The organism is Streptomyces sp. NPDC002324 (assembly GCF_053593335.1).
In genome coordinates this window covers 20,038-40,778 of record NZ_JBSFCF010000012.1, presented here as the reverse complement: position 1 = coordinate 40,778, position 20,741 = coordinate 20,038, and the positions used below count along the sequence as shown (strand labels likewise).

Below are 20,741 nucleotides of genomic sequence, written 5' to 3'. Positions count from 1 at the left end.
TCACGCTCCTCGACTCCTCGTGCCTGATGTCCGATGCGGGGACGGACCGACGGTGACCTCGTGGCTCCCGGCCTCCGAGGCTGGTCTCAGCCCCAGCCCCAGCCCCAGCGCCGCCCGTGCGATCGCGTCCGAGTCCTCCAGCGTCACCGAGCCGACGCCGGGCCTGATGCCGACCGCCGTCACCCAGCGCACCCCCTCCACCGGCACCCCGAAGGCGAACCGGCGTGGGTGCGGCCGCCCCGTCGCGTCCACCAGCCGGGGCGGGCCGTCGGTGACCGCCAGCCCGCCGGGCTCGTGCCCCGGCTCGCCCGTCAGCCGGTACGGGCCGCAGGCGCCGGACGCGAGCAGCCCCCGGAGCAGCGGGTCGGTGCTCCGCCGCAGGTCCACGGCGGGCAGCCGGGCCTCGATCAGGGCGGTGACCCGCACCGGAGGTTCGTCCACCGACTCCGCGTCCACGAGGAAACCGCCCTCGCCGATGCCCGCCGCCGCGCCGGCACCGGACGTCCACGCCCGTACCCGCATCCCCGGGCCGAGCACCTGGACGACCTCCGCCTCGATCAGCGCGATCAGCTGCTCGATGCGGAAGGCCGGCGGGCCGATCGAGGTGAAGGCGTTCAACGGGGTGTACCAGCCGTCGAGTTCGGCGCGGTACGAGTCGCCGGAGACTCCGCCGTGGTCGACGACGAGCCTGATCTCGTTGCGCAGGTCCCGCAGGGCGTCCAGCGCCGCCTTCAACGGGCCGCGCACATTGCCGCGACGGGCCTCGGCCACGTCCCGGCGCAGATACGCCAGCAGCCAGCGTTGGAAGCCGGCGCGGTCGGTGAACCTCCGCCCGCCGTAGGGGCGTTCGATCCGTGCCCAGTCCCAGCGCTCGCCGGGCGGGACCGCGTGACGGTCGAGCAGGGCCGCCTCACCTCGCCCGTCCGGGTCCGCGCGGCACGACCGTACGAACTCCTCGGCCGCCTCCGGCCCTCGGGCGGCGCGGATCCATGCCGCGTGGTGGACGGTCCGTACCTCGCGGTCGACGAGCGGCCAGATGTCCCGGCGGAAGCCGAGCGGGTGCCCGTCGGCCACGCGGCGCCGCAGCCCCGCGATGACGTCCGGGGTCAGGAAGCGCGGCTCGTGGCGGCCGAGCGCGCCCTTCTCGTTCTCGCCCCGGGCGTGGTACGGCACCCCGCGCCGCGAACCGGCGTACAGCACGGGCTCGTTGCCGCTCGGGAGGTACACGAGACCGGACCCGCCCTCCTTGAAGGTGCCGCCGCGGCCCTCGGTGAGCAGGGCCAGGCAGTCGAAGAAGTTCAGGCCCAGTCCCCGCAGGGCGACCGGCGTGCCCGGCGCGACACGGCTCAGGTCGGTGTCGGCCGGGTTGGCGGGGGCCACGTGGACGAGGTGGTGGCGGTCGGCGAAGGCGCGCAGAGCGCGTTCCTCCGGCGACGGTGTCACAGCGCCGTGGCCGAGGGCGAGCACCACCGCGTCCAGCCCCGCCAGGCGCTCGCCGTTCGCCAGCGTCACCCGTTGCGGCCGGTCCGCGGTGTCCTCGTCGCGCCCGGTCCCGGCCTCGTCGGCCAGCGCGACGGCCGTCGTCCGGTGGGTGCGGACCGTCACGTGGGCGGGGGCCGTGCGTAACAGGTGCCGGAAGACCCACTCCAGGTAATGGCCGTGGAACGCGCGGGTCGGATAGGTGTCGGGGCCGAGCCGCCGGGCCTCCTCCACGGCCCGCGCGGGCAGGGCCTGTGCCACGTCCCGGCCGAAGCCGTCTTCGACGTCCTGGTCGCGGATCGCGCACGCCCACTCGTAAAGGCTCGGCCCCGCCACGGACGGGCCCGCGCAGTCCACGCTGTCGTCGGTGAACAGGGTCACCTGCGAGGCGACCGTGTTCATCAGCAGCTCGCCCGGCTGGTCCGTGCGCCAGACCGCGCCCGCGCCCGGCGGGTACGGATCGACCAGGTGGACCTCGACCGGCCGCCCGACCCCGCCCGCGTTGGCGCAGATCCGCTCCAGCACGGAGAGCCCGCGCGGACCGGCGCCGATCACACAGACGGTGAGGACGCCGTCGGCACGGGTCATTCCCGGCCCAGCCCGTCGCGCCAGCTCGGTCTGGCCGGCTTCCAGCCCAGGGCCGTACGGGCCCGGTCGTTGGCGGCGCCGTGCGCGGCGTTGAGCTGGTGGGCCATGAACCAGCCGAGCAGCCGGGGCGCGAGGGCCGCGGGGACCGTACGCGGGGAGGGCGCGGCCAGCGTCCGGGCGAGGTGCGGCAGCCACTGCGCGGCGGGAGCGGGGTCGTCGTCCGTCACATGGAACACCCCGGTGGCGTCGGACTCGACGGCCGTCACGGCCGCCCCCACCGCGTCCTCGACGTGCAGGAACGACATGATCCCGGCCCCGCCGCCGGCCAGCGGCAGCCGTCCGGCCAGCACCGCCCGGGCGGTCGCGCCGGTGCGGGCGTACGCGGTGCGCGGGCCGTACAGCGTGCCGTAGCGCAGCACCACTCCCTGCGGGCCGTCACCCGTCACCCGCCGTTCCAGCTCGGCGACGGCCCGCACGGTCGAGGCCCAGCCGGGATCGGGGGCGTCCACGTACAGCGGCGCGTCCTCGTCCAGGACCGGTTCGCCCGCCGGGGCGGCGGCGAAGGCGATGGACTGGGCGACCAGCCGACGCGCGCCGGCCTCGCGGGCCGCCTCGACCAGATGGGCGGTGCCCTCGGTGCGCAGCCGCGCGGTGAGGGCGAACGCTCCGGGCGGATCGTCGCCCAGCAGCCGCAGGGCCGACAGCTGGTGGACGACCGCCTCGGGACGGGCGGCCGACACCGCCGACAGCACGGCGGCACGGTCGAGGGCGTCGGCGACCACCACCTCGTCCGCCTCGGGGGCCCGGCCCCGGGAGCCCTGCCGCACCAGCACGCTCACGTGATGGCCCCGCGCCCGGAGCGCGCCCACCAGCGGATGCCCGACCACGCCGGTGGCCCCGGCGACGAGTACACGCACGCCTCAGCCCTCCGCATCCGGTGCGAGGTACGTGGCGATCCGCATGAGCAGACGGCACGCCGGGTCGCCGTCCCGCAGACAGCTCTCGGCCCGGTTCTCCGTCAGGGTCGCACCGAGGCCCTCGGACCAGCCCGCGTGGACGGCGGTGCACGGGCAGCGGTAGCCCTCCAGGGAACCGGCCATCCGGACCATGGTGATCGCGAAGTTCCGCTTCAGGGTGAGCACGACGAGGTCGTCGTCCTCGACCTCGGTGGAGGCGTTGCGCAGCTCCGGCGGGAACATCCGGTCGCCGCACTCGTCGTAGCGGCGGCGCAGCTCCTCCAGGTCCTTGCGGCTGTCGCCGGTGTCCGGGAGCGGTCCGCGCAGCCGGGCGACGCGCTGCCCGACGTGCAGGGCGACCTTTCCCATCGCCTCCGCGTTGATCTCGTTGGCGACCTCCTGGCCGTACCGTGCGGCGACCCCCTGGTACCAGTTGGCGTCGTGCTGCCACCAGAGCCGGTACGCCTCACCGGCGCGGGCTCGGTGGTTGACGCCGTCGGCGTCGCTGTGCGTGCTCATGCGTGCTGCTCCTCGGCGGCGGTCGCGGCGGCCAGACGGGCTGCGAACCGGTCCCGCATCACTCGTTTGAGAACCTTGCCGGTGGCGCCCTTGGCCACGTCGTCGGGCTTCATCCGCAGCGCCCGGGTGACCGGCGGGAACCCGGCGGCCGTCAGCACGGCGTTGACGCGCCCGGTCCACACCTCGTCGCTCTCCCCGTCGTCACCGGCCCCCTCGCCGTCCGCGAGCTGGAGCAGTGCGTACGCCTCGGCCTCCCCGTCGCCGTCCCAGTCCGCGCGGACGCCGTCGGGGGCGACCCCCACGACCGTGCAGTCGGCGAGCCGCGGCAGCCCGGCCAGCAGCAGTTCCTCGGTGCGGGTGCTGAAGACGATGCCGGCGCGGGTGCGCACGGCGTCCGGGACCCGGTCCAGGTGGTAGAAGTTGCCCTCCTCGTCCTGGTGGGCGAGGTCCCCGGTGAGCCAGTAGCCGCCGAGCCGCATCCGGTTCCAGGTCAGCGAGTCGTTCCAGTAACCGGGCGTGAGCGTCGGCGACTTGAGTCCCAGCCGGCCGATCTGCCCGGGCGGCAACGGGGTGCCGTCCTCCGCCAGCACCGCGGCCTCGGCGAAGCTGATCGGCTTGCCGACGCGGCGGGAGTAGGCCGAGGTGTCCTTGGTGTGCCGGTTGTGGAAGACGGAGTACCCGGCCTCCGACGAACCGAGGCCGTCCACGAAGACCGAGCCGTCGACCCGGACCCGGCTCAGGTCGCGCCGGATCTCGGTGTGGCTCCCGTGCTCCACGAGCGCCCGGATGTGCGCCTCGTGCGCCGCGTCCCCGGTGTTGAACCACACCTGCACGCTGGACAGGTCACGTGCCGTCAGGTCCTGCGCCGCCATCTCGCCGAAGGTCCCGGCGAAGGCCAGGACGGTCGTCGGCCGGAACTCTTCGACGGCGTCCAGCACGTCCGGGCCGCGCTGGCTGGAGAGCAGTTTGATGTCCGTGCGCAGCAGCAGGCAGTACAGCAGCGTCGCCACCATCGCGTTGTGCGCGCCGGGCAGTCCCACCAGCGTGCGCTCCATGTCGGCTCCGGTGGAGAAGCGCAGCCGGTGCACCTGGGCGTACATCAGCGTGCGGTGGGTGTGCGGCACCCCCTTGGGCATGCCGGTGGTGCCGGACGAGTGGGAGATGAGCACCGGGTCGGTCGGGTCGTGCCGGTACGGGTACGACGGCGGGAGCGACGCGCGGTGCTCCGGCCGGATGTCGGCGGCGGTCACCAGGAAACCGAGGCCGGTCCCGCCCGCCGGGCCCTCGGCGTCGCCGGTCAGCACCTCGCGATGGGCCTCGTCGGTGAAGGCGCCCACCGCCCCCTGCCGGCGGACGTACTCCCGGGCGGTCTCCGGGGCCAGGTTGCCGTTGACGAACGAGGGGACGGCGCCGAGCGAGGTCAGCGCCAGGAAGTTCACCGCGAACTCGGCGGCGGAGAAGGAGTGGACGGCCACCGGGTCACGGGGCCGCACGCCCCGGGCCGCGTACCAGCCCGCGTACGTCTCCACCACCTCGTACAGCTGCCCGAGCGTCAGCACCTCGGGCCTGCTGCCGTCCGGTGCGCGCCACGTGCCGTCGGTCCGCAGCACCGGCTCGTCGAGCGGGCGTGCGTAGGCGCGCAGCCGCCCGAGGACGTTGCCGGCGCCGAGCTCGGTGTCGGAGCAGATCCGCGCCCGCTCCTGCCTACTGATGAGCATGGGTCTCCGTCTCGTTTCTTTCCGGGAGGCGTTCGGCGTCCAGGAGGAACGCGGGCGTCCGGGGTCCCGTGACCAGGACGTGGGTGCCGCCGTCCCGCAGCAGCCGCCGGTGGGCGACGGCCAGGTCGAACAGGCCCTGGACGCTGCCGGGGTGCGCGAGGGCCGCCGGCGGTTCGCCGTCGTGCGTGTCCGTCGCGCGGACGGTCACGGGCGCGCCGGTGCCGGGACGGCCGAGCAGGACGGCCGCCGCCAGGGCGGCGGTCTCCGGGAGGTCCGGGACCGGCCGGCCGCTGACCGCGGAGAGCTCCCGGTGCACGGCGGCCGTCCGCGCGCCGCCGCCCAGTTCCACGCCGGCCACCAGGACCCGGTCCAGCTCCGGGTCCTCCAGGAGGAGGTCGGCCATGGCCAGCAGTTCGGTCACCGGGTCGTCGAGCGTGGAGAGGCTGAACATCTGACCGGTGATCCGGAACTCCCTGCTGATGTGCCCCAGCACGGAGTTGGGCGTGGCCTGCATGAACAGCAGCGGGTTGTGGACCCGCCCGGACACCACCCGCCGGCTCGCCAGATCGGCCGTGGTGGTGTCCCCCATGAGGCTCGCCAGCACGACGGCCGTACGGGCTCCGTCCCCGGGCCGCTCGGTCAGGCACCGCGCGGCGACCTCGTACGCCAGCGGACTGAACGCCGACTCCACGAACCCCGGCAGCCGGGGCAGCGGGATGTCGTCGGGCCGCCCGGTGCCGTGCGTCGCGGTGGCGGTGGTGAGAACGCCGAAGGGCGAGCGCAGGGGCCCCTTCGCCGTCGGCACGGTCTCCTCCGGGCCGGCCGGCGTGCTTGTCCGTGTGCTGGTCGGCGTGGCCGCCGGCGCGGCTCTCTTGCCGTGGTCCGTCGTCGTCACGGCCGCTCCAGGACGAGTGCGGTGTTGGCGCCGCCGAACGCGGCGTTGATGGTCAGGGCCCGGCGCAGGTCGGCCTGCCGGGCCCGGTTCGGCACGTAGTCGAGGTCGCACTCCGGGTCCGGCCGCGTGAGGCCCGCGGTCGGCGGCAGTACGCCGTCCATGAGGGCCAGCACCGTGATCACGAACTCCACGACTCCGGCAGCCTCCAGGAGATGGCCGGTGGTGCTCTTGGTGGAGCTGACCGGGACCGACCCGGCCCGCTCCGCGAGGGCGGCGCGCAGCCCCCGGGTCTCGGCGCCGTCGTTGTACTTGGTGCCGGTGCCGTGCGCGTTGACATAGCCGAGGGCCGACCCGTCGGGGTCCCCGGCCAGCCGCAGCGCCTGCCGGGCCGCACGGGCCAGGCCCACGCCCTCCGGGTGCGGCTGGGCGATGTGGTGGGCGTCGGTGGCCGCCCCCCAGCCGACCACACCCGCCAGCGGCCGTGCCCCGCGCCGCCGCGCGTGCTCGGCGGACTCCAGCACGACCGCCGCGACCCCGTCGCCGAGCAGCAGCCCGGTACGGTCCGCGCTGAACGGCCGCACCATGCCGTCCCGGGACAGCGCCCGCCCCGAGTCGAACTTCCCGAACGTCTCCTCCTCCACGAGGTAGCCGCCGGCGCACACCGCCACGTCGGTCCGGCCGGACGAGATCAGCCGGCAGCCATGGATGATCGCGGCGGCGGAGGCCACACAGGCGTTGGTGAACGTGAGCCGGGGCCCCGTCAGGCCGAGGCCCCGGGCCAGCGACTCGGCGAGGTGCGCCGGGACGGCGTCGGCGAGGCGTGCCGCCGCGTCGGCCGGGTCGGCGTGCCAGGACGCGGCCTCGTCGCACCCGTCGGCGCCACCGCTCGTCTCCACACCCGGCCCCGCCGCCGCGTCCCGCCAGTAGCGTGTGATGCTCGTGCAGTCGCCCGCGATACCCAGCAGGACCGCCGCCTCGGTGCCCGGGGGCAGGCCCGCCATGTCGAGCGCCTCCCTTCCACAGTCCGAGAGGGCGGGGCGCAGTGCCCAGTGCCCGGGGCCGTCGGGGCCGTCGGGGGCGGCGCCGGCCATCGGTGTGCGGTACGGGCCGGTGTCGAAGCGGGTGGTGGGGGCGAAGGAGGGGACGCCGCCGAAGACACCGCGGCGCAGGGCGTCCGCGCCCGCGCCGAAGGCCGTGCGCACGCCGAATCCGGTCACCGTCACGTCACCGGTCAACGCGGTCACCCCCCTGCGCCGCATCCGCCGCGGACGCGCTCAGGAAATCCGTGAGCCGCCGGAGCGAGGTCAGGTTCGCGATGTCGTCGTCGCCGGGCTCCACCACCAGGCCGTACCGCTCCTCCACCACGTGCAGCAGCCACACCAGCCCCAGTGAGTCCAGGACCAGCTCGGAGTCGTCGCCGAGGTCGTCCGGGACCCCGGGGAAGATCTTGCGGTCGGACAGCAGCTCCCGGACGGTGCCGAGGGTGATGACGGACGACGTGGAGGTGGCCGGGACGGACGGCGCGGAGGCCTCCGCGCTCATGCCTTCGCCCCGCGCCGGACGACCTCGGTGACGAGCCCGCCGAGGGTCAGCGAGGCCAGCGGCTCGATGTCGGTGTCCGGGATCTCCACGCCGAACCGCGACTCCAGCCGCAGCGTCAGCTCGATCAGGCTCAGGGAGTCCAGCTCCAGCCCGCCGACGGTCACCGGGCTCTCGTCCGTGATGCCGTCGCGGCTCAGCAGGATGTTCATCTCGTCGATGACCGTGGTCAGGACGAACTCGCGGATCTCGTTGTCCAGGGTGGACGTGCTCATGATCGCCATCTCCATGGGGGAATGTCGTGAGAAGGTCATGCGAAAAGTCGTACGAGGACTGCCCGTCGTGGGGACTGCCCGTCGCGGGGACTGCCGTTGCGGGGACTGCCCGTCGCGGGGGTCGCCCGGCGAACCGCTACGCGCCGCTCGCCGCCGCCTGGAGCGTGGCCGCCCGGCGGACCAGCTTCCCGTTAGAGGTGCGGGGCAGGGTGTCCAGCACCCGGATCACGCGGGGCAGCTTGTGGTCGGCCAGCCGCTCCCGGCACCAGCGCAGCAACTCCTCCGCCGACGGGCTCCCGGCCCCGGCGGCGACCGCCACGTACGCCTCGGTCACGTCCTCGTGGACCAGGACCGCCTGTTCGACGGCCGGGTGCGCGCGGAGCACCTGCTCGACCTCGGTGAGGTCGACCTTGAGCCCGCCGACGACGACGAGGGAGTCGGCGCGGCCGCCCACGGTGACCGTCCCGTCGCCGTCCACCGTGGCCCGGTCGCGGGTGTGCAGCCAGCCGTCCTCGTACTGGGTGCCGCCGGAGTCGAAGAGGTACGGCGACGCGTCGAGCGCCACGTCCAGTTCACCCTTGTGCTCCCGGACCAGCACACCGGGCGCGGGCCGCCCGACCGTGGGCCGGAGCGTGCCGCCGACGTCGATGGCGACGATGCCGGTCTCGGTGGTGCCGTAGGCCTCGCCGACCGTGACGCCGTACCGTTCGGCGAACCGCGCGGCGACGTCGGGGGGCATCAGCTCACCACCGGAGACGGCGGTCCGCAGTTCGGGCAGTTCGGGCGGATCCAAGGCGGCGGCGAGCAGTTCGTAGTGCATCGGCACCCCGAACAGATGGGTGATCCGGTGCTCGGCCGAGGTCCGCAGGATCTCGCGGGCGGAGACGCGGGGCGCGAAGACGACGCGGACGCCGGCCGCCAGCGCGTGCAGCAGCCCGCCGATCAGGCCGAAACTGTGTGCCGTGGAGCTGAGCAGCAGCAGCCGGTCGCCCTCGCCCGGCATTCCGGGAACCGCCGCGAACGACTCGATCTCGGCGGCGATCGACCCGGCGGTCCTGCCGATCACCTTCGGCCGCCCGGTGGAGCCCGAGCTGAACTGGACCAGCCGATGGCCGCCCGAGGCCGGCAGGCCGCCCCTGCGGCACTCGGTGGCCACCTCGTACTCGGGCCGGAAGCCGAACGCCGCCCGGACGTTGGACCCGGCCCGGACCATGAACTGCGGCCGGCACGCGGCGCAGAGCGCGTCCACCTCGGCGGGCTTGAGCCGGAAGTCGAACAGCATCACCTGCGCGCCCAGCCGCCACAGCGCGAGCAGCACCTCGACCTGGGTGAAACTGGGCGGCGTCCGCAGTCCCACCGTGCTGCCGGGGCCGATGTCGTAGCCGGCGAACACGGCGGCCTGCTTGGCCACCCGCTCCCGTAACTCGCCCCGCCCGACGGTCTCCCGCTGGTGCGTCAGATAGGGCAGACCGTCGTCCCGCGCGTCGAACAGCCGCTGGACCAGGACGCCCATCCCGTCCTCGCCGGCCGCGGCCGCCACGAGTTCGCCCATGAGGCCTCAGACCTCCTTGCAGAACTCGCCGATGGGCAGACCGACATGGCGCTTGTCCTGCGCCAGATAGCCGAGCAGCTCGTCCCCGGTCCGCAGTTCGGTGACGTTGAGGACCTTGCCGCCCGGTCCGAGGACCCGTACGTGCCAGTCGTCCTGCACGGTCAGGCTCACCAGGCGCCCGTCCTCCGCGTGGGTGCGGATCTCCAGCAGCGGCCGGGACTCCAGTTTGGCCCGCCCGACCACCACCCGGCGGGTGCGGCCGTCGGCACCGACCGCCAGCAGGGCGCTGCCGGAGCCGACCTCGCTGAGGTAGTTGGTGCGGTTGTCGGGGCCCAGTGTGTACGAGTGCAGGGCACCGGCGTTGACCCGGAACGGCCGGGTCGGCATGTACGGCAGCGGGTGCGTCTCGCTGCAGCAGAGCACGAAACCGGAGGAGTACGAGCCGACGAGGATGCCCTCGTCCTCCTCGAAGTGCGAGCAGGTGTCCACACAGACCCGGTCGCCGAGCCCGACGTGCCGGATGCTCTCCACCGTCAGCGTGGACAGCTCCAGCTGCGGGGTCGTCGCCTCCAGCAGCCGGGCCAGCGCGAACACGTCGTCCGCGCTCCGGGGGGTGAACAGGATGCCGTCGGAACCGCGTTCGAGCACGTCGAAGACGATGGCCGCCTCCTCCAGGTCCCCGACGACGGTCACCAGCTTGCCCTCGGCCGCCTCGGCCGCCGCGAGCACGATCTCCAGCGGGATCTTCGTCGGGTCGGCGAAATGGATCACCGTGTACGGCAGCGCCATCGCGCCCACGCACGACAGCTGGAGCGTGCGGTCGTCCCGTACGTCGACGAAGCCGGCGACGGGTGTACCGGTGCCCGGCGCACCCGTGGCGGGCGCACGGGTGGCGGACCGGTTCTCCGCGGCGAGGGCGTCCAGCTCGTCCTGCGTGGAGAACTTCCGCAGCAGGACGTCGATCCCGGCGTCCGCGAGGGTCCCGCCCGCGCCGGAGGACTTGGCGTCACCCGCGCCCTTGGCCTCCTTGCCCCCCTTGTCGGCGGACTTGTCGGCCGGCTTCCTCGCGAGCGCCGCCGCGGGCTCCGCGGACACCAGCACCCGGGTCACGGTCGGCGGCAGCGTTCCCAGCAACTCGGCGTCGGCCGAGACCACTCCGGCCATCCGGGCGTGGACGGCCGCGTCCACCACCGCCTGGAGCTGCGGACGGGGGACTTCACGGAGATCGATCCACGCGAACCTCATGCGACACCTGCCACGATCGTCGAGTAACGGGGGGAGGGGGGAGCGGTCATGCTCATGTCTTCGGTGATGCCGTCGCCGCCGGTCCCGTGCACCACCGCAGCGAGCCGGGAGACCAGGGAGGCGGGGGAGGGGGAGGAGAAGATCCGGCGGCCGACGGCGAGCCCCCGGCAGCCGGCCGCCATCACCGCGGTGCCGTACTCAATGAGGTCGGAGCCGTCCGGTGGACCGCCGGCCGCGAGGACGGGGATGGGGCTGTGGGCCACCACCTCGGCCATGCGCTCCAGTGGCAGGGCGACGGTCGTCTTCACCATGTCGGCGCCCAGATCGGCGGCGACGTTCACGATGTGCGCGAGGAGGGCGGGATCGTGCGGGTTCTCGATCCGGGGGCCGCGCGGGTAGACCATCGCGATCAGCGGCATGCCCCAGGTGTCGCACGAACGGGCCACCGCGCCCAGGTCGGCGAGCTGACGTCCCTCGGTGTCCGAGCCGATGTTCACATGGACGCTGACCGCGTCCGCGCCGAGCGCCACCGCCTCCTCGGCATCGCCGACCAGCACCTTGGCGTCCACGTCGGCGGAACAGGCCGTACTCGCGCTCAGGTGCACCACCAGCGCGCAGTTCCCGAGGAGGTCCGGGGCGAGTGCGCGGGCCCGCCCCTTGTGGACGACGATCCCGTCGGCCCCGCCGGCCACCAGTGCCCGGAGGAGGTCCTCCCACTGCCCCGGAGGGGCGACCGGGCCGTCCGAAACGCTGTGGTCGAGAGGGATGAGCAAATGCCGGTCATCACCGGCCCGAGAAAGTCTTCTCCAACGTAATGGCTTGCCAGTTTTCAGCATGGGTAATGCGCCTTCCCGGCTCTGAGGCCGCATTTCAGAAAGTCGAACCGCGGCAACCCGATGCGGTCTCCATGTCCGAAAAACGATGGTCGTAGAACTTTCAAGTTCTGCCAGGGCGTCAGCATTCCGTGCGTGATCGGGAGTTGGCAAGGCGTGACCGTCGGCAAATTTTTATGCGGAAGGAGGCATGACTATTTGATAGCGACTTGACAGGATCCTCCGGGTTGACGGCGTCCGAGGGTGGTGTTCGTGGCGCATCATGGAGTTCTGTCCCCACGCATAGCGGGATCACATGGGATCACACGGGACCACTCGGGATCTCATGCTTTTAATGTCGTTGTCGCGTGTAATCGGCGCCCTGCTGACATCTTCCGTCGAAAACATTCGACGAGATCCACGTTCGGTCCATTCGTGGGACTTCCTTGTGGGAATCGAATTTCGCGGCCTAGGGTGACAGCCACACTCCGGTTCGTGTTTCATGCGTGGCCGTCCCCCTCTGCACCCGGACATTCGTGTCCGGGCGTACCGGAAGTGAGCCCCCATGCCCGAAACCCCGTCCGAGACCGTCTCCGAGGCCGTGGACCCCAGATCGGTCGCGTTACCGTCGTCGGCCTCCACGACGCCTGCCGCCTCGTCGCCGGCCGGGCCGAGCAAGGCGCCCAAGGTCGCCGCCGCGAGCCTCATCGGCACCACGATCGAGTACTACGATTTCGCCGTCTACGGCACGGCCTCCGCGCTCGTCCTCGGACCCGCGTTCTTCCCCTCCGGCAACGCGACCGTCTCCACCCTCGCCGCGTTCCTCACCTTCGCCGCGGCCTTCCTGTCCCGCCCCCTCGGCGTCGTCCTCTTCGGCACGATCGGCGACCGGCTGGGCCGCCGCCGAGCGCTGGTCGCCTCCCTGCTGCTCATGGGCCTCGCGACGGTCGGCGTCGGCCTCCTGCCGACCTACGAGACCGCCGGACTGCTCGCCCCCGTCCTCCTGGTGACCCTCCGTCTGCTGCAGGGCGTCAGCATGGGCGGCGAGTGGGGCGGCGCGGTCCTGCTGGCCGCCGAACACGCCCCGCCCGGCCGCCGCGCGCTGTACGCCGCCATACCCAACGTCGGCCCCTCGCTCGGTTTCCTGCTCTCCAGCGCCGTCATCCTCCCCACCCTGAACATCGTGGGCCGCGACGGCTTCACGGACTGGGCCTGGCGCGTGCCGTTCCTGCTCAGCGCGGTGCTCGTCCTGGTCGGGCTGTGGGTACGGACGACGGTGTCGGAGTCGCCGGTGTTCAAGGGCTCGTCCCCGGCGGCGCCTTCGGCGTCCCCGGCCTCTCCCGGACCGGCGGGGGCCCCGGCGTCGCGCTTTCCGCTCGGGACACTCGTCGCGCGCCACCCGCGCCGGCTGCTGCTCGGCACGGGCGCGGCGATCGGCGGCTCGGCCGTGTACTACCTGACGATCGTCTACAGCCTGTCCTACGGTCCGAAATCGCTCGGCATCCCGCAGAACACGATGCTCACCGCCGCGAGCGTGGGGGCGGCGGCCGGGATCGCGATCACGCTGCCCGTCGCGCGGCTCGCCGACCGGATCGGGCGCCGGCCGCTGATGCTCGCGGGCGCGGCCGGCTGTGTGGTGTGGGCCGTTCCCATGTACGCGTCCCTCGGCACGGGCGACGCGTTCGTCATCACCGGCGCGTACACGGTCGGGCTCATGCTGCTCGCCCTGATGTTCTCCCCGGCGGCGGCGTTCCTCGCGGAGCTGTTCCCGGCGAGGTTGCGGTACACGGGGGCGTCGGCGGCGTTCATCCTGGCCAACACGCTGGGCGGCGGCTTCGCTCCGCTCGTCGCGACCTGGCTGAACAGTCAGTGGTCGTCGCCGCTGGTGCTCGGGTTCTACACGGGTGGGCTGTGCCTGGTGAGTCTTCTGTGCGTGTGGGCGCTGCCCGAGACCCGCGAGGACGACTTCACGTCCTGACGGCTTGAGCGGGGTGCGTTGTCGGGTGGGGGTCCGGTGGGGCTTCTCGCGCAGTCCCGCGCCCCTGGAAGCCCGGGGCCCTGCGGGCCTGGGAGACCCAGGCGCTACGCCCCTGGGAAGCGCGGGGCACAGCCCGTGCTTCTCAGGGGCGCGGGGAACCGCGCGACCAGCCCCCACCGAACCCCCACCCGAACGAACTCACGGCGAGGCAGGCGGATACAGCGACCGCGGCAGCTGCGACGCCGCGGCCGCGTCCAGCAGCCACAAGGTCCGCGACCGCCCGTACGCACCCGCGGCCGGCGCCTGGATCTCCCCCGCACCGGACAACGCGATGGCCGCGGCCGCCGCCTTGTCCTCCCCGGCGGCGAGCAGCCACACCTCACGCGCGGCCCGGATCGCGGGCAGCGTCAGCGTGACCCGCGTCGGCGGCGGCTTCGGCGCGCCATGGACGCCCACCACGGTCCGCTCGGTCTCCCGCACGGCAGGCAACTCGGGGAAGAGCGAGGCCACATGGGTGTCCGGCCCGACCCCGAGCATCAGCACGTCGAACGTCGGCACGGTCCCGTGGTTCTCGGGCCCCGCCGCCCGCGCCAGCTCCTGCGCGTACGCCTCGGCCGCCGCGCCCACGTCGGCGCCCCACGGCCCGTCCGACGCGGGCATGGCGTGCACCCGCTTCGGGTCCAGTGGCACCGAGTCCAGCAGCGCCTCCCGGGCCTGGGTGACATTCCGCTCGGCGTCACCCTCCGGCAGGAACCGCTCGTCGCCCCACCACAGATCCAGCCGGCCCCAGTCGATCGCGTCCCGGGCGGGCGCCGCGGCCAGCGCGGCGAGCAGTCCGTTGCCGTTGCGGCCGCCCGTGAGGACCACCGAGGCGTAGCCGCGCGAAGCCTGCGCGTCCACGACCTTGGTGATCAGCCGGGCCGCCGCGGCCTGAGCCATCAGCTCCTTGTCGCGGTGCACGACCAGCTGCGGAGTACTCACGGCGCGGCCGCCTTCTTCACGGGCGGCATCTGCGCCGGAGTGGGCCTCTCGGAGTCCTCGCCACCGGCCGACCCCGCGGATCCCGCCGAAGCGGACGGAGCCGACGGCGCCCCCGGCGGCAACGCCGGCGCGGAGCCGGAAGCCGAAGCGCCGGTCGAAGCCGAAGCGCCGGTCGAAGCCGAAGCGCCGGTCGAAGCCGGAGCGCCGGCCGATGCGGAAGAGGTGACCGAAGCCGAAGCCGTCACCCCGCCGCCCGCCGTGCTCCCCAGCGCACCTCCCAGCCGGTCCACCCCGAACCGCAGCGCCGACGCGTACGTGTCGTCGGGGTCGAGCCTGCGCAGCTCCTCCGCCAGCAGCTCGGACGTCTCGCGGCGCTTCAGCGCGACCGCCCGGTCCGGCTGGCCCTCCAGTGTGAGGAGGGCGAGCCCCCCGGCGGGGCGGTACAGCCGGATGGGACCGGTGCTGGTGAGCATCCGCACCTCGTTGAGGCCGGGCCCGGCCGACACCCCCCGCCGTACGTGGACGTGGAGGCGGTCCGCCAGCCACATCGCCAGCAGCTCCACGCTCGGGTTGTACTGCTCGCCCTGCACCTCCGCGGAGATGACCTCGCAGTCCACCTGGTCGAGCGCGGCGGCCAGCATGGAGCGCCAGGGGGTGATCCGGGTCCAGGCCAGATCCGTGTCGCCGGGCTCGTAGTTGTCGGCGCGGCTCCGCAACTCCTCGATCGGCTTCTCGGCGGCGTAGCTGTCGGTCACCCGGCGCTGGCCGAGCGCGCCCAGCGGGTCGCGGGCCGGGTCGAGCGGCGCGTTGACCGGCCACCAGACGACCACCGGAGCGTCCGGCAGCAGCAGCGGGAGCACGACCGACTGGGCGTGGTCCGCGACCTCGCCGTACAGCCGCAGGACGACCGTGTCACCGGTGCCGGCGTCCGCGCCCACCCGTACCTCGGCGTCGAGGCGGGACTTCGTGCGGTCCCGGGGGGAGCGGGAGACACGCTTGATGACCACGATCGTGCGCGAGGGGTGCTCGCGGGAGGCGTCGTTGGCGGACTTGAGCGCGTCGTACGCGTTCTCCTCGTCCGTCACGATGACCAGCGTGAGCACCATGCCGACCGCCGGGGTCCCTATCTCCCGGCGGGCCTTCACCAGCGCCTTGTTGATCTTGCTGGCCGTGGTGTCCGTGAGGTCCGTCTTCATGGCCGGCGCCAGCTCCGTCCGTCTCGTTGCAGCATCTCGTCCGCCTCGACGGGACCCCAGGTGCCCGCCTGGTACTGCGCGGGCCTGCCGCTCTTGTCCCAGTACTCCTCGATCGGGTCGAGGATCTTCCAGGACAGCTCGACCTCCTCGGTGCGCGGGAAGAGGTTCGAGTCGCCGAGCAGGACGTCGAGAATGAGACGCTCGTACGCCTCGGGCGAGGACTCGGTGAAGGACTCGCCGTAGGCGAAGTCCATCGACACGTCCCGGATCTCCATCGACGTGCCGGGCACCTTGGAGCCGAAACGGACTGTCACGCCCTCGTCGGGCTGGACGCGGATGACGATCGCGTTCTGTCCCAGTTCCTCGGTGGCGGTGGAGTCGAAGGGGGAGTGCGGGGCACGCTGGAAGACCACCGCGATCTCGGTCACCCGGCGGCCGAGGCGCTTGCCCGTCCGCAGGTAGAACGGGACGCCCGCCCAACGGCGGTTGTCGACCTGCACCTTGATCGCCGCGTAGGTGTCGGTCTTCGACTTGCGGTCGATACCGTCCTCTTCGAGGTAGCCGATGACCTTCTCGCCACCCTGCCAGCCGGCCGCGTACTGCGCGAACACGGTGTCCCGGCCCAGGTCCTTCGGCAGCTTCACCGCGCCGAGCACCTTGGTCTTCTCGGCGGCGAGCGCGTCCGCGTCGAAGGAGGCGGGCTCCTCCATCGCGGTCAGCGCCATCAGCTGCAGCAGGTGGTTCTGGATGACGTCACGGGCGGCGCCGATACCGTCGTAGTACCCCGCCCGGCCGCCGATGCCGATGTCCTCGGCCATGGTGATCTGCACGTGGTCGACGAAGGACCGGTTCCAGATCGGCTCGAACATCGTGTTGGCGAAGCGGAGCGCCAGGATGTTCTGGACGGTCTCCTTGCCCAGGTAGTGGTCGATGCGGAAAACCTGGTCCGGGGCGAAGACCTCCTCCACGGTCGTGTTGAGGTCCTCGGCGGAGGCCAGGTCGTGGCCGAACGGCTTCTCGATGACCGCGCGCCGCCAGGAGCCGCTGCTCTGGTCGGCCAGGCCGTGCTTCTTCAGCTGCTGGATCACGACCGGGAACGCGGACGGCGGCACGGACAGGTAGAAGGCGAAGTTGCCGCCCGTACCCTGCGCCTTGTCCAGCTCCTCGATGGTGTCGCGCAGCCGCTCGAAGGACTCGTCGTCGTCGAAGGTGCCCTGGACGAACCGCATGCCCTGGATGAGCTGCTGCCAGACCTCCTCGCGGAAGGGCGTGCGCGCGTGCTCCTTGACCGCGTCGTGCACCTCCTGCGCGAAGTCCTCGTTGGCCCACTCCCGGCGCGCGAAGCCGACGAGCGAGAAGCCCGGCGGCAGCAGTCCGCGGTTGGCGAGGTCGTACACGGCAGGCATCAGCTTTTTACGTGACAAATCGCCTGTGACGCCGAAGATGACCAGGCCCGACGGCCCCGCGATACGCGGGAGCCGTCGGTCCGCGGCGTCACGCAGCGGATTGCTGCTCGACAAGGTGTTCAGCCCTCCGAGGGTGCGAGGCGCCTAAGCTCCGCCTCGGTCGACTTGAGCAGGTCGTTCCAGGACGCCTCGAACTTGTCGACGCCCTCGTCCTCCAGCAGCTGCACGACCTCGTCGTACGAGATCCCGAGCTTCTCGACCGCGTCCAGCTCGGCACGCGACTGCTCGTACGTCCCGGCGATCGCGTTGCCGCGGATCTCACCGCTCTCGGCGGTGGCCTCCAGCGTGGCCTCCGGCATGGTGTTCACCGTGTTCGGCGCGACCAGCTCGTCGACGTACAGCGTCGACTTGTACGCCGGGTCCTTGACGCCGGTCGAGGCCCACAGCGGGCGCTGCTTGTTGGCGCCCGCGCTCTCCAGCGCGGCCCAGCGGCCGTCCGAGAAGACCTCCTCGTACGCCTGGTAGGCCAGACGTGCGTTGGCGACGCCGGCCTTGCCGCGGGCGGCCTTGGCCTCGTCGGTGCCGAGGGCGTCGATGCGCTTGTCGATCTCGGTGTCCACGCGGGACACGAAGAAGGACGCCACCGAGTGGATCTTCGACAGGTCCAGGCCGCGCTCCTTGGCCTTCTCCAGACCGGCCAGGTAGGCGTCCATGACCTGGCGGTAGCGCTCCAGCGAGAAGATCAGCGTGACGTTGACACTGATTCCGAGACCGATGACCTCGGTGATGGCCGGCAGGCCGCCCATCGTCGCCGGGATCTTGATCAGGGTGTTCGGGCGGTCCACCAGCCAGGCCAGCTGCTTGGCCTCGGCGACAGTCGCCTTCGTGTTGTGCGCGAGGCGCGGGTCGACCTCGATGGAGACCCGGCCGTCCTGGCCGCCGGTCGCGTCGAACACCGGGCGCAGGATGTCGGCGGCGTCCCGGACGTCCGCCGTCGTGATCATGCGGATGGCCTCTTCGACGGTGACCTTGCGGGCGGCGAGGTCGGAGACCTGCTGCTCGTAGCCGTCACCGCTGCTGATCGCCTTCTGGAAGATCGACGGGTTGGTGGTGACGCCCACGACGTGCTGCTGGTCGAGCAGCTCGGCGAGGTTGCCGGACGTGATGCGCTTGCGCGACAGGTCGTCCAGCCAGATCGCGACGCCCTCCTCGGAGAGGCGCTTGAGTGCGTCTGTCATGGAAATTCCATCTCCTACGTGTCGTGTGTAGAGCGTCAGCGCTGAGCGGCTGCGAGCGATTCCTGCGCGGCCGCGGCCACGTTCTCCGCGGTGAAGCCGAACTCCTGGAAGAGGACCTTGCCGTCGGCCGAAGCGCCGAAGTGCTCCAGCGAGACGATGCGGCCGGCGTCGCCGACGTACTTGTGCCAGGTCAGTCCGATACCGGCCTCGACCGCGACACGCGCCCTGACGGACGGCGGCAGAACGCTCTCCCGGTACCCCTGGTCCTGCTCCTCGAACCACTCCACGCACGGCATGGACACCACCCGGGTGGGCACGCCCTGCGCCTGCAGCTGCTCGCGCGCCTCGACGGCCACGTGCACCTCGGAGCCGGTGGCGATCAGGATCACCTGGGCGTCGCCGCCCTCGGCGTCGAACAGGACGTAACCGCCCTTCGCCGCATCCTCGTTGGCCTCGTACGTCGGCACGCCCTGGCGGGTCAGCGCCAGACCGTGCGGGGCGCCCTTGCCGAACTCCTTGGTCCAGCGCCCCAGGATCTCCCGCCAGGCGATCGCCGTCTCGTTGGCGTCGGCCGGGCGGACCACGTTCAGGCCCGGGATCGCCCGCAGCGCGGCCAGGTGCTCGACCGGCTGGTGGGTGGGGCCGTCCTCGCCGAGGCCGATGGAGTCGTGCGTCCACACGTACGTCACCGGCAGGTGCATCAGCGCGGACAGGCGTACGGCGTTGCGCATGTAGTCGGAGAACACCAGGAACGTGCCGCCGAAGATACGGGTGTTGCCGTGCAGCGCGATGCCGTTCATCTCCGCGGCCATGGCGTGCTCACGGATACCGAAGTGGATCGTGCGGCCGTAGGGGTTCGCCTCCGGCAGCGGGTTGTCCGCCGGGAGGAACGAACTGCTCTTGTCGATCGTGGTGTTGTTGGAGCCGGCGAGGTCGGCGGAACCGCCCCACAGCTCCGGGATCACCGCACCCAGCGCCTGGAGGACCTTGCCGGACGCGGCACGCGTGGCGACACCCTTGCCCGTCTCGAACTCCGGCAGGTGCGACTCCCAGCCCCCGGGCAGCTCGCCCGCGCTGATCCGGTCGAACTCCGCCGCGCGCTCGGCGTTGCCGTCACGCCACTCCTGCAGCTGCTTGTCCCACACCGCACGCGCCTCACGGCCACGCTCACCCAGAGCACGCGTGTGCGCGATGACCTCGTCGGAGACCTCGAAGCTCTTCTCCGGATCGAAGCCCAGGACCCGCTTGGTGGCCGCGACCTCGTCCGCGCCGAGCGCCGAGCCGTGTGCCGCCTCGGTGTTCTGCGCGTTCGGCGCCGGCCAGGCGATGATCGAACGCATCGCGATGAACGAGGGCTTGTCGGTGACGGCCTTCGCCGCCTCGACCGCCGCGAACAGCGCGACCGGATCGAGGTCGCCGTTCTCCTTCGGCTCCACCCGCTGCACATGCCAGCCGTACGCCTCGTACCGCTTCGCGGTGTCCTCCGAGACGGCCGTCTCGGTGTCACCCTCGATGGAGATGTGGTTGTCGTCCCACAGCAGCACCAGATTGCCGAGCTTCTGATGCCCGGCCAGCGAGGACGCCTCCGCGGAGATGCCCTCCTGCAGACACCCGTCACCGGCGATCACGAACACGTGATGGTCGAACGGCGACTCCCCGACCGCGGCCTCGGGGTCGAACAGGCCACGCTCGTAACGGGCGGCCATCGCCATGCCCACCGCGTTGGCGACGCCCTGGCCCAGCGGCCCGGTCGTCGTCTCCACGGCCTTGGTGTGCCCGTACTCGGGATGCCCCGGGGTCTTCGAACCCCAGGTGCGGAAGGCCTCCAGATCCGCCAGCTCCAGGCCGAAACCGCCCAGGTACAGCTGGATGTAGAGGGTCAGGGAGGAGTGGCCGGCGGACAGGACGAACCGGTCACGGCCCACCCAGTCGGGGTCGGCGGGGTCGTGGCGCATCACCTTCTGGAAGAGGGTGTACGCGGCGGGCGCGAGGCTCATCGCCGTACCGGGATGGCCGTTGCCGACCTTCTGTACGGCGTCGGCGGCCAGGATCCGGGCGGTGTCGACGGCCCGCTGGTCCACTGCGGTCCACGCGAGGTCTGTAGTGGTCGGCTTGGTGCTCACCCTGGGTCAGGGCTCCTCTCCACATGTCTCGTGCCGGTGTTCTTCACGGCACCGGCCGTTGTCGAGCCTACCCCCGTAGGAACGCGCATTTTTTCGAGTCATTCCAGACTGCCGGGACTGTGTCCCGTCCGCCTCCCGACCAGTGGTTCGCATGCTGAGACCAGGGGGTTCCGCTGTTCGACATCTGAATACGGCCCCGCTCATCCGACTGCTCAACGCAAGTGTGTCCGGCTCGCCGCGG

The 20,741-nt window shown here is 72.3% G+C and carries 17 protein-coding genes; 1 reads left to right on the top strand and 16 read right to left on the bottom strand.

All coding sequences use genetic code 11. The features are described from left to right. From ACWCRJ_RS18095 to ACWCRJ_RS18045, 11 genes are all read right to left on the bottom strand, one after another. Positions 1 to 2,067, bottom strand: a complete 2,067-nt coding sequence (locus ACWCRJ_RS18095) for an FAD/NAD(P)-binding protein (RefSeq protein WP_450940187.1) — start codon at positions 2,065 to 2,067, stop codon at positions 1 to 3. Beyond that, the gene (locus ACWCRJ_RS18090) at positions 2,064 to 2,984 is read right to left on the bottom strand and encodes an NAD-dependent epimerase/dehydratase family protein (RefSeq protein WP_450940186.1); all 921 of its coding nucleotides are present in this window, start codon (positions 2,982 to 2,984) and stop codon (positions 2,064 to 2,066) included. The genes ACWCRJ_RS18095 and ACWCRJ_RS18090 overlap by 4 nt, the downstream gene beginning before the upstream one ends. 3 nt (positions 2,985 to 2,987) lie before the next feature. Next, a complete protein-coding gene (locus ACWCRJ_RS18085) occupies positions 2,988 to 3,542 on the bottom strand; it encodes a hypothetical protein (protein WP_450940185.1) in 555 nt (184 codons plus the stop codon). Further along, positions 3,539 to 5,260, bottom strand: coding sequence for a class I adenylate-forming enzyme family protein (locus ACWCRJ_RS18080; RefSeq protein WP_450940184.1), 1,722 nt, complete (start codon positions 5,258 to 5,260; stop codon positions 3,539 to 3,541). Before ACWCRJ_RS18080 ends, ACWCRJ_RS18085 begins: the two co-directional genes overlap by 4 nt. Further along, positions 5,247 to 6,155: a hypothetical protein gene (locus ACWCRJ_RS18075; RefSeq protein ID WP_450940183.1), complete on the bottom strand. Its 909-nt coding sequence runs from the start codon at positions 6,153 to 6,155 to the stop codon at positions 5,247 to 5,249. Before ACWCRJ_RS18075 ends, ACWCRJ_RS18080 begins: the two co-directional genes overlap by 14 nt. Then, positions 6,152 to 7,390 (bottom strand): beta-ketoacyl-[acyl-carrier-protein] synthase family protein, encoded by a 1,239-nt coding sequence (locus ACWCRJ_RS18070; RefSeq protein ID WP_450940182.1) that lies wholly within the window; start codon positions 7,388 to 7,390, stop codon positions 6,152 to 6,154. Before ACWCRJ_RS18070 ends, ACWCRJ_RS18075 begins: the two co-directional genes overlap by 4 nt. Next, positions 7,380 to 7,697, bottom strand: coding sequence for an acyl carrier protein (locus ACWCRJ_RS18065; RefSeq protein ID WP_450940181.1), 318 nt, complete (start codon positions 7,695 to 7,697; stop codon positions 7,380 to 7,382). The genes ACWCRJ_RS18070 and ACWCRJ_RS18065 overlap by 11 nt, the downstream gene beginning before the upstream one ends. After that, complete coding sequence (locus ACWCRJ_RS18060; RefSeq protein ID WP_225967402.1) at positions 7,694 to 7,978, bottom strand: acyl carrier protein; 285 nt, start codon at positions 7,976 to 7,978, stop codon at positions 7,694 to 7,696. The genes ACWCRJ_RS18065 and ACWCRJ_RS18060 overlap by 4 nt, the downstream gene beginning before the upstream one ends. 127 nt (positions 7,979 to 8,105) lie before the next feature. Next, on the bottom strand, positions 8,106 to 9,521 hold the full coding sequence (locus ACWCRJ_RS18055; RefSeq protein ID WP_450940180.1) for a class I adenylate-forming enzyme family protein: 1,416 nt from the start codon (positions 9,519 to 9,521) through the stop codon (positions 8,106 to 8,108). Between the two features lie 6 nt (positions 9,522 to 9,527). Beyond that, the gene (locus ACWCRJ_RS18050; RefSeq protein WP_450940179.1) at positions 9,528 to 10,766 is read right to left on the bottom strand and encodes a 3-dehydroquinate synthase II family protein; all 1,239 of its coding nucleotides are present in this window, start codon (positions 10,764 to 10,766) and stop codon (positions 9,528 to 9,530) included. Continuing rightward, entirely contained in the window at positions 10,763 to 11,602 is an 840-nt protein-coding gene (locus tag ACWCRJ_RS18045) for a class I fructose-bisphosphate aldolase family protein (protein WP_450940178.1), read from the bottom strand. The genes ACWCRJ_RS18050 and ACWCRJ_RS18045 overlap by 4 nt, the downstream gene beginning before the upstream one ends. Positions 11,603 to 12,143: 541 nt before the next feature. Between ACWCRJ_RS18045 and ACWCRJ_RS18040 the strand changes: the two genes are divergently transcribed. Then, complete coding sequence (locus ACWCRJ_RS18040) at positions 12,144 to 13,556, top strand: MFS transporter (protein WP_450940177.1); 1,413 nt, start codon at positions 12,144 to 12,146, stop codon at positions 13,554 to 13,556. Between the two features lie 198 nt (positions 13,557 to 13,754). Here ACWCRJ_RS18040 and pgl read toward each other — a convergent pair whose 3' ends face one another. The 5 genes from pgl to tkt are packed head-to-tail and all read right to left on the bottom strand — an operon-like array spanning position 13,755 to position 20,500. Next, positions 13,755 to 14,537 (bottom strand): 6-phosphogluconolactonase, encoded by a 783-nt coding sequence (gene pgl, locus ACWCRJ_RS18035; RefSeq protein ID WP_450940176.1) that lies wholly within the window; start codon positions 14,535 to 14,537, stop codon positions 13,755 to 13,757. Then, positions 14,534 to 15,733 carry a glucose-6-phosphate dehydrogenase assembly protein OpcA gene (opcA, locus tag ACWCRJ_RS18030; protein WP_450940175.1) on the bottom strand — a complete coding sequence of 400 codons (1,200 nt, stop codon included), beginning with the start codon at positions 15,731 to 15,733 and terminating at the stop codon, positions 14,534 to 14,536. Before opcA ends, pgl begins: the two co-directional genes overlap by 4 nt. Continuing rightward, the gene (gene zwf / locus ACWCRJ_RS18025) at positions 15,730 to 17,253 is read right to left on the bottom strand and encodes a glucose-6-phosphate dehydrogenase (RefSeq protein ID WP_450940174.1); all 1,524 of its coding nucleotides are present in this window, start codon (positions 17,251 to 17,253) and stop codon (positions 15,730 to 15,732) included. Before zwf ends, opcA begins: the two co-directional genes overlap by 4 nt. A 5-nt stretch (positions 17,254 to 17,258) precedes the next feature. After that, positions 17,259 to 18,377 carry a transaldolase gene (tal, locus tag ACWCRJ_RS18020; RefSeq protein ID WP_450940173.1) on the bottom strand — a complete coding sequence of 373 codons (1,119 nt, stop codon included), beginning with the start codon at positions 18,375 to 18,377 and terminating at the stop codon, positions 17,259 to 17,261. Between the two features lie 35 nt (positions 18,378 to 18,412). After that, positions 18,413 to 20,500: a transketolase gene (gene tkt, locus ACWCRJ_RS18015; protein WP_450940172.1), complete on the bottom strand. Its 2,088-nt coding sequence runs from the start codon at positions 20,498 to 20,500 to the stop codon at positions 18,413 to 18,415. Between the last annotated feature and the right edge of the window lie 241 nt (positions 20,501 to 20,741).

What these genes read in the sequence shown, in the direction of transcription:
- ACWCRJ_RS18065 (WP_450940181.1), bottom strand. Translation starts at nt 7,697, where the DNA reads ATGAGCGCGGAGGCCTCCGCGCCGTCCGTCCCGGCCACCTCCACGTCG.
- tal (WP_450940173.1), bottom strand. Translation starts at nt 18,377, where the DNA reads ATGACAGACGCACTCAAGCGCCTCTCCGAGGAGGGCGTCGCGATCTGG.
- ACWCRJ_RS18050 (WP_450940179.1), bottom strand. Translation starts at nt 10,766, where the DNA reads ATGAGGTTCGCGTGGATCGATCTCCGTGAAGTCCCCCGTCCGCAGCTC.
- ACWCRJ_RS18060 (WP_225967402.1), bottom strand. Translation starts at nt 7,978, where the DNA reads ATGGCGATCATGAGCACGTCCACCCTGGACAACGAGATCCGCGAGTTC.
- ACWCRJ_RS18085 (WP_450940185.1), bottom strand. Translation starts at nt 3,542, where the DNA reads ATGAGCACGCACAGCGACGCCGACGGCGTCAACCACCGAGCCCGCGCC.
- ACWCRJ_RS18045 (WP_450940178.1), bottom strand. Translation starts at nt 11,602, where the DNA reads ATGCTGAAAACTGGCAAGCCATTACGTTGGAGAAGACTTTCTCGGGCC.
- ACWCRJ_RS18040 (WP_450940177.1), top strand. Translation starts at nt 12,144, where the DNA reads ATGCCCGAAACCCCGTCCGAGACCGTCTCCGAGGCCGTGGACCCCAGA.
- ACWCRJ_RS18055 (WP_450940180.1), bottom strand. Translation starts at nt 9,521, where the DNA reads ATGGGCGAACTCGTGGCGGCCGCGGCCGGCGAGGACGGGATGGGCGTC.
- ACWCRJ_RS18095 (WP_450940187.1), bottom strand. Translation starts at nt 2,067, where the DNA reads ATGACCCGTGCCGACGGCGTCCTCACCGTCTGTGTGATCGGCGCCGGT.
- opcA (WP_450940175.1), bottom strand. Translation starts at nt 15,733, where the DNA reads ATGAAGACGGACCTCACGGACACCACGGCCAGCAAGATCAACAAGGCG.
- ACWCRJ_RS18080 (WP_450940184.1), bottom strand. Translation starts at nt 5,260, where the DNA reads ATGCTCATCAGTAGGCAGGAGCGGGCGCGGATCTGCTCCGACACCGAG.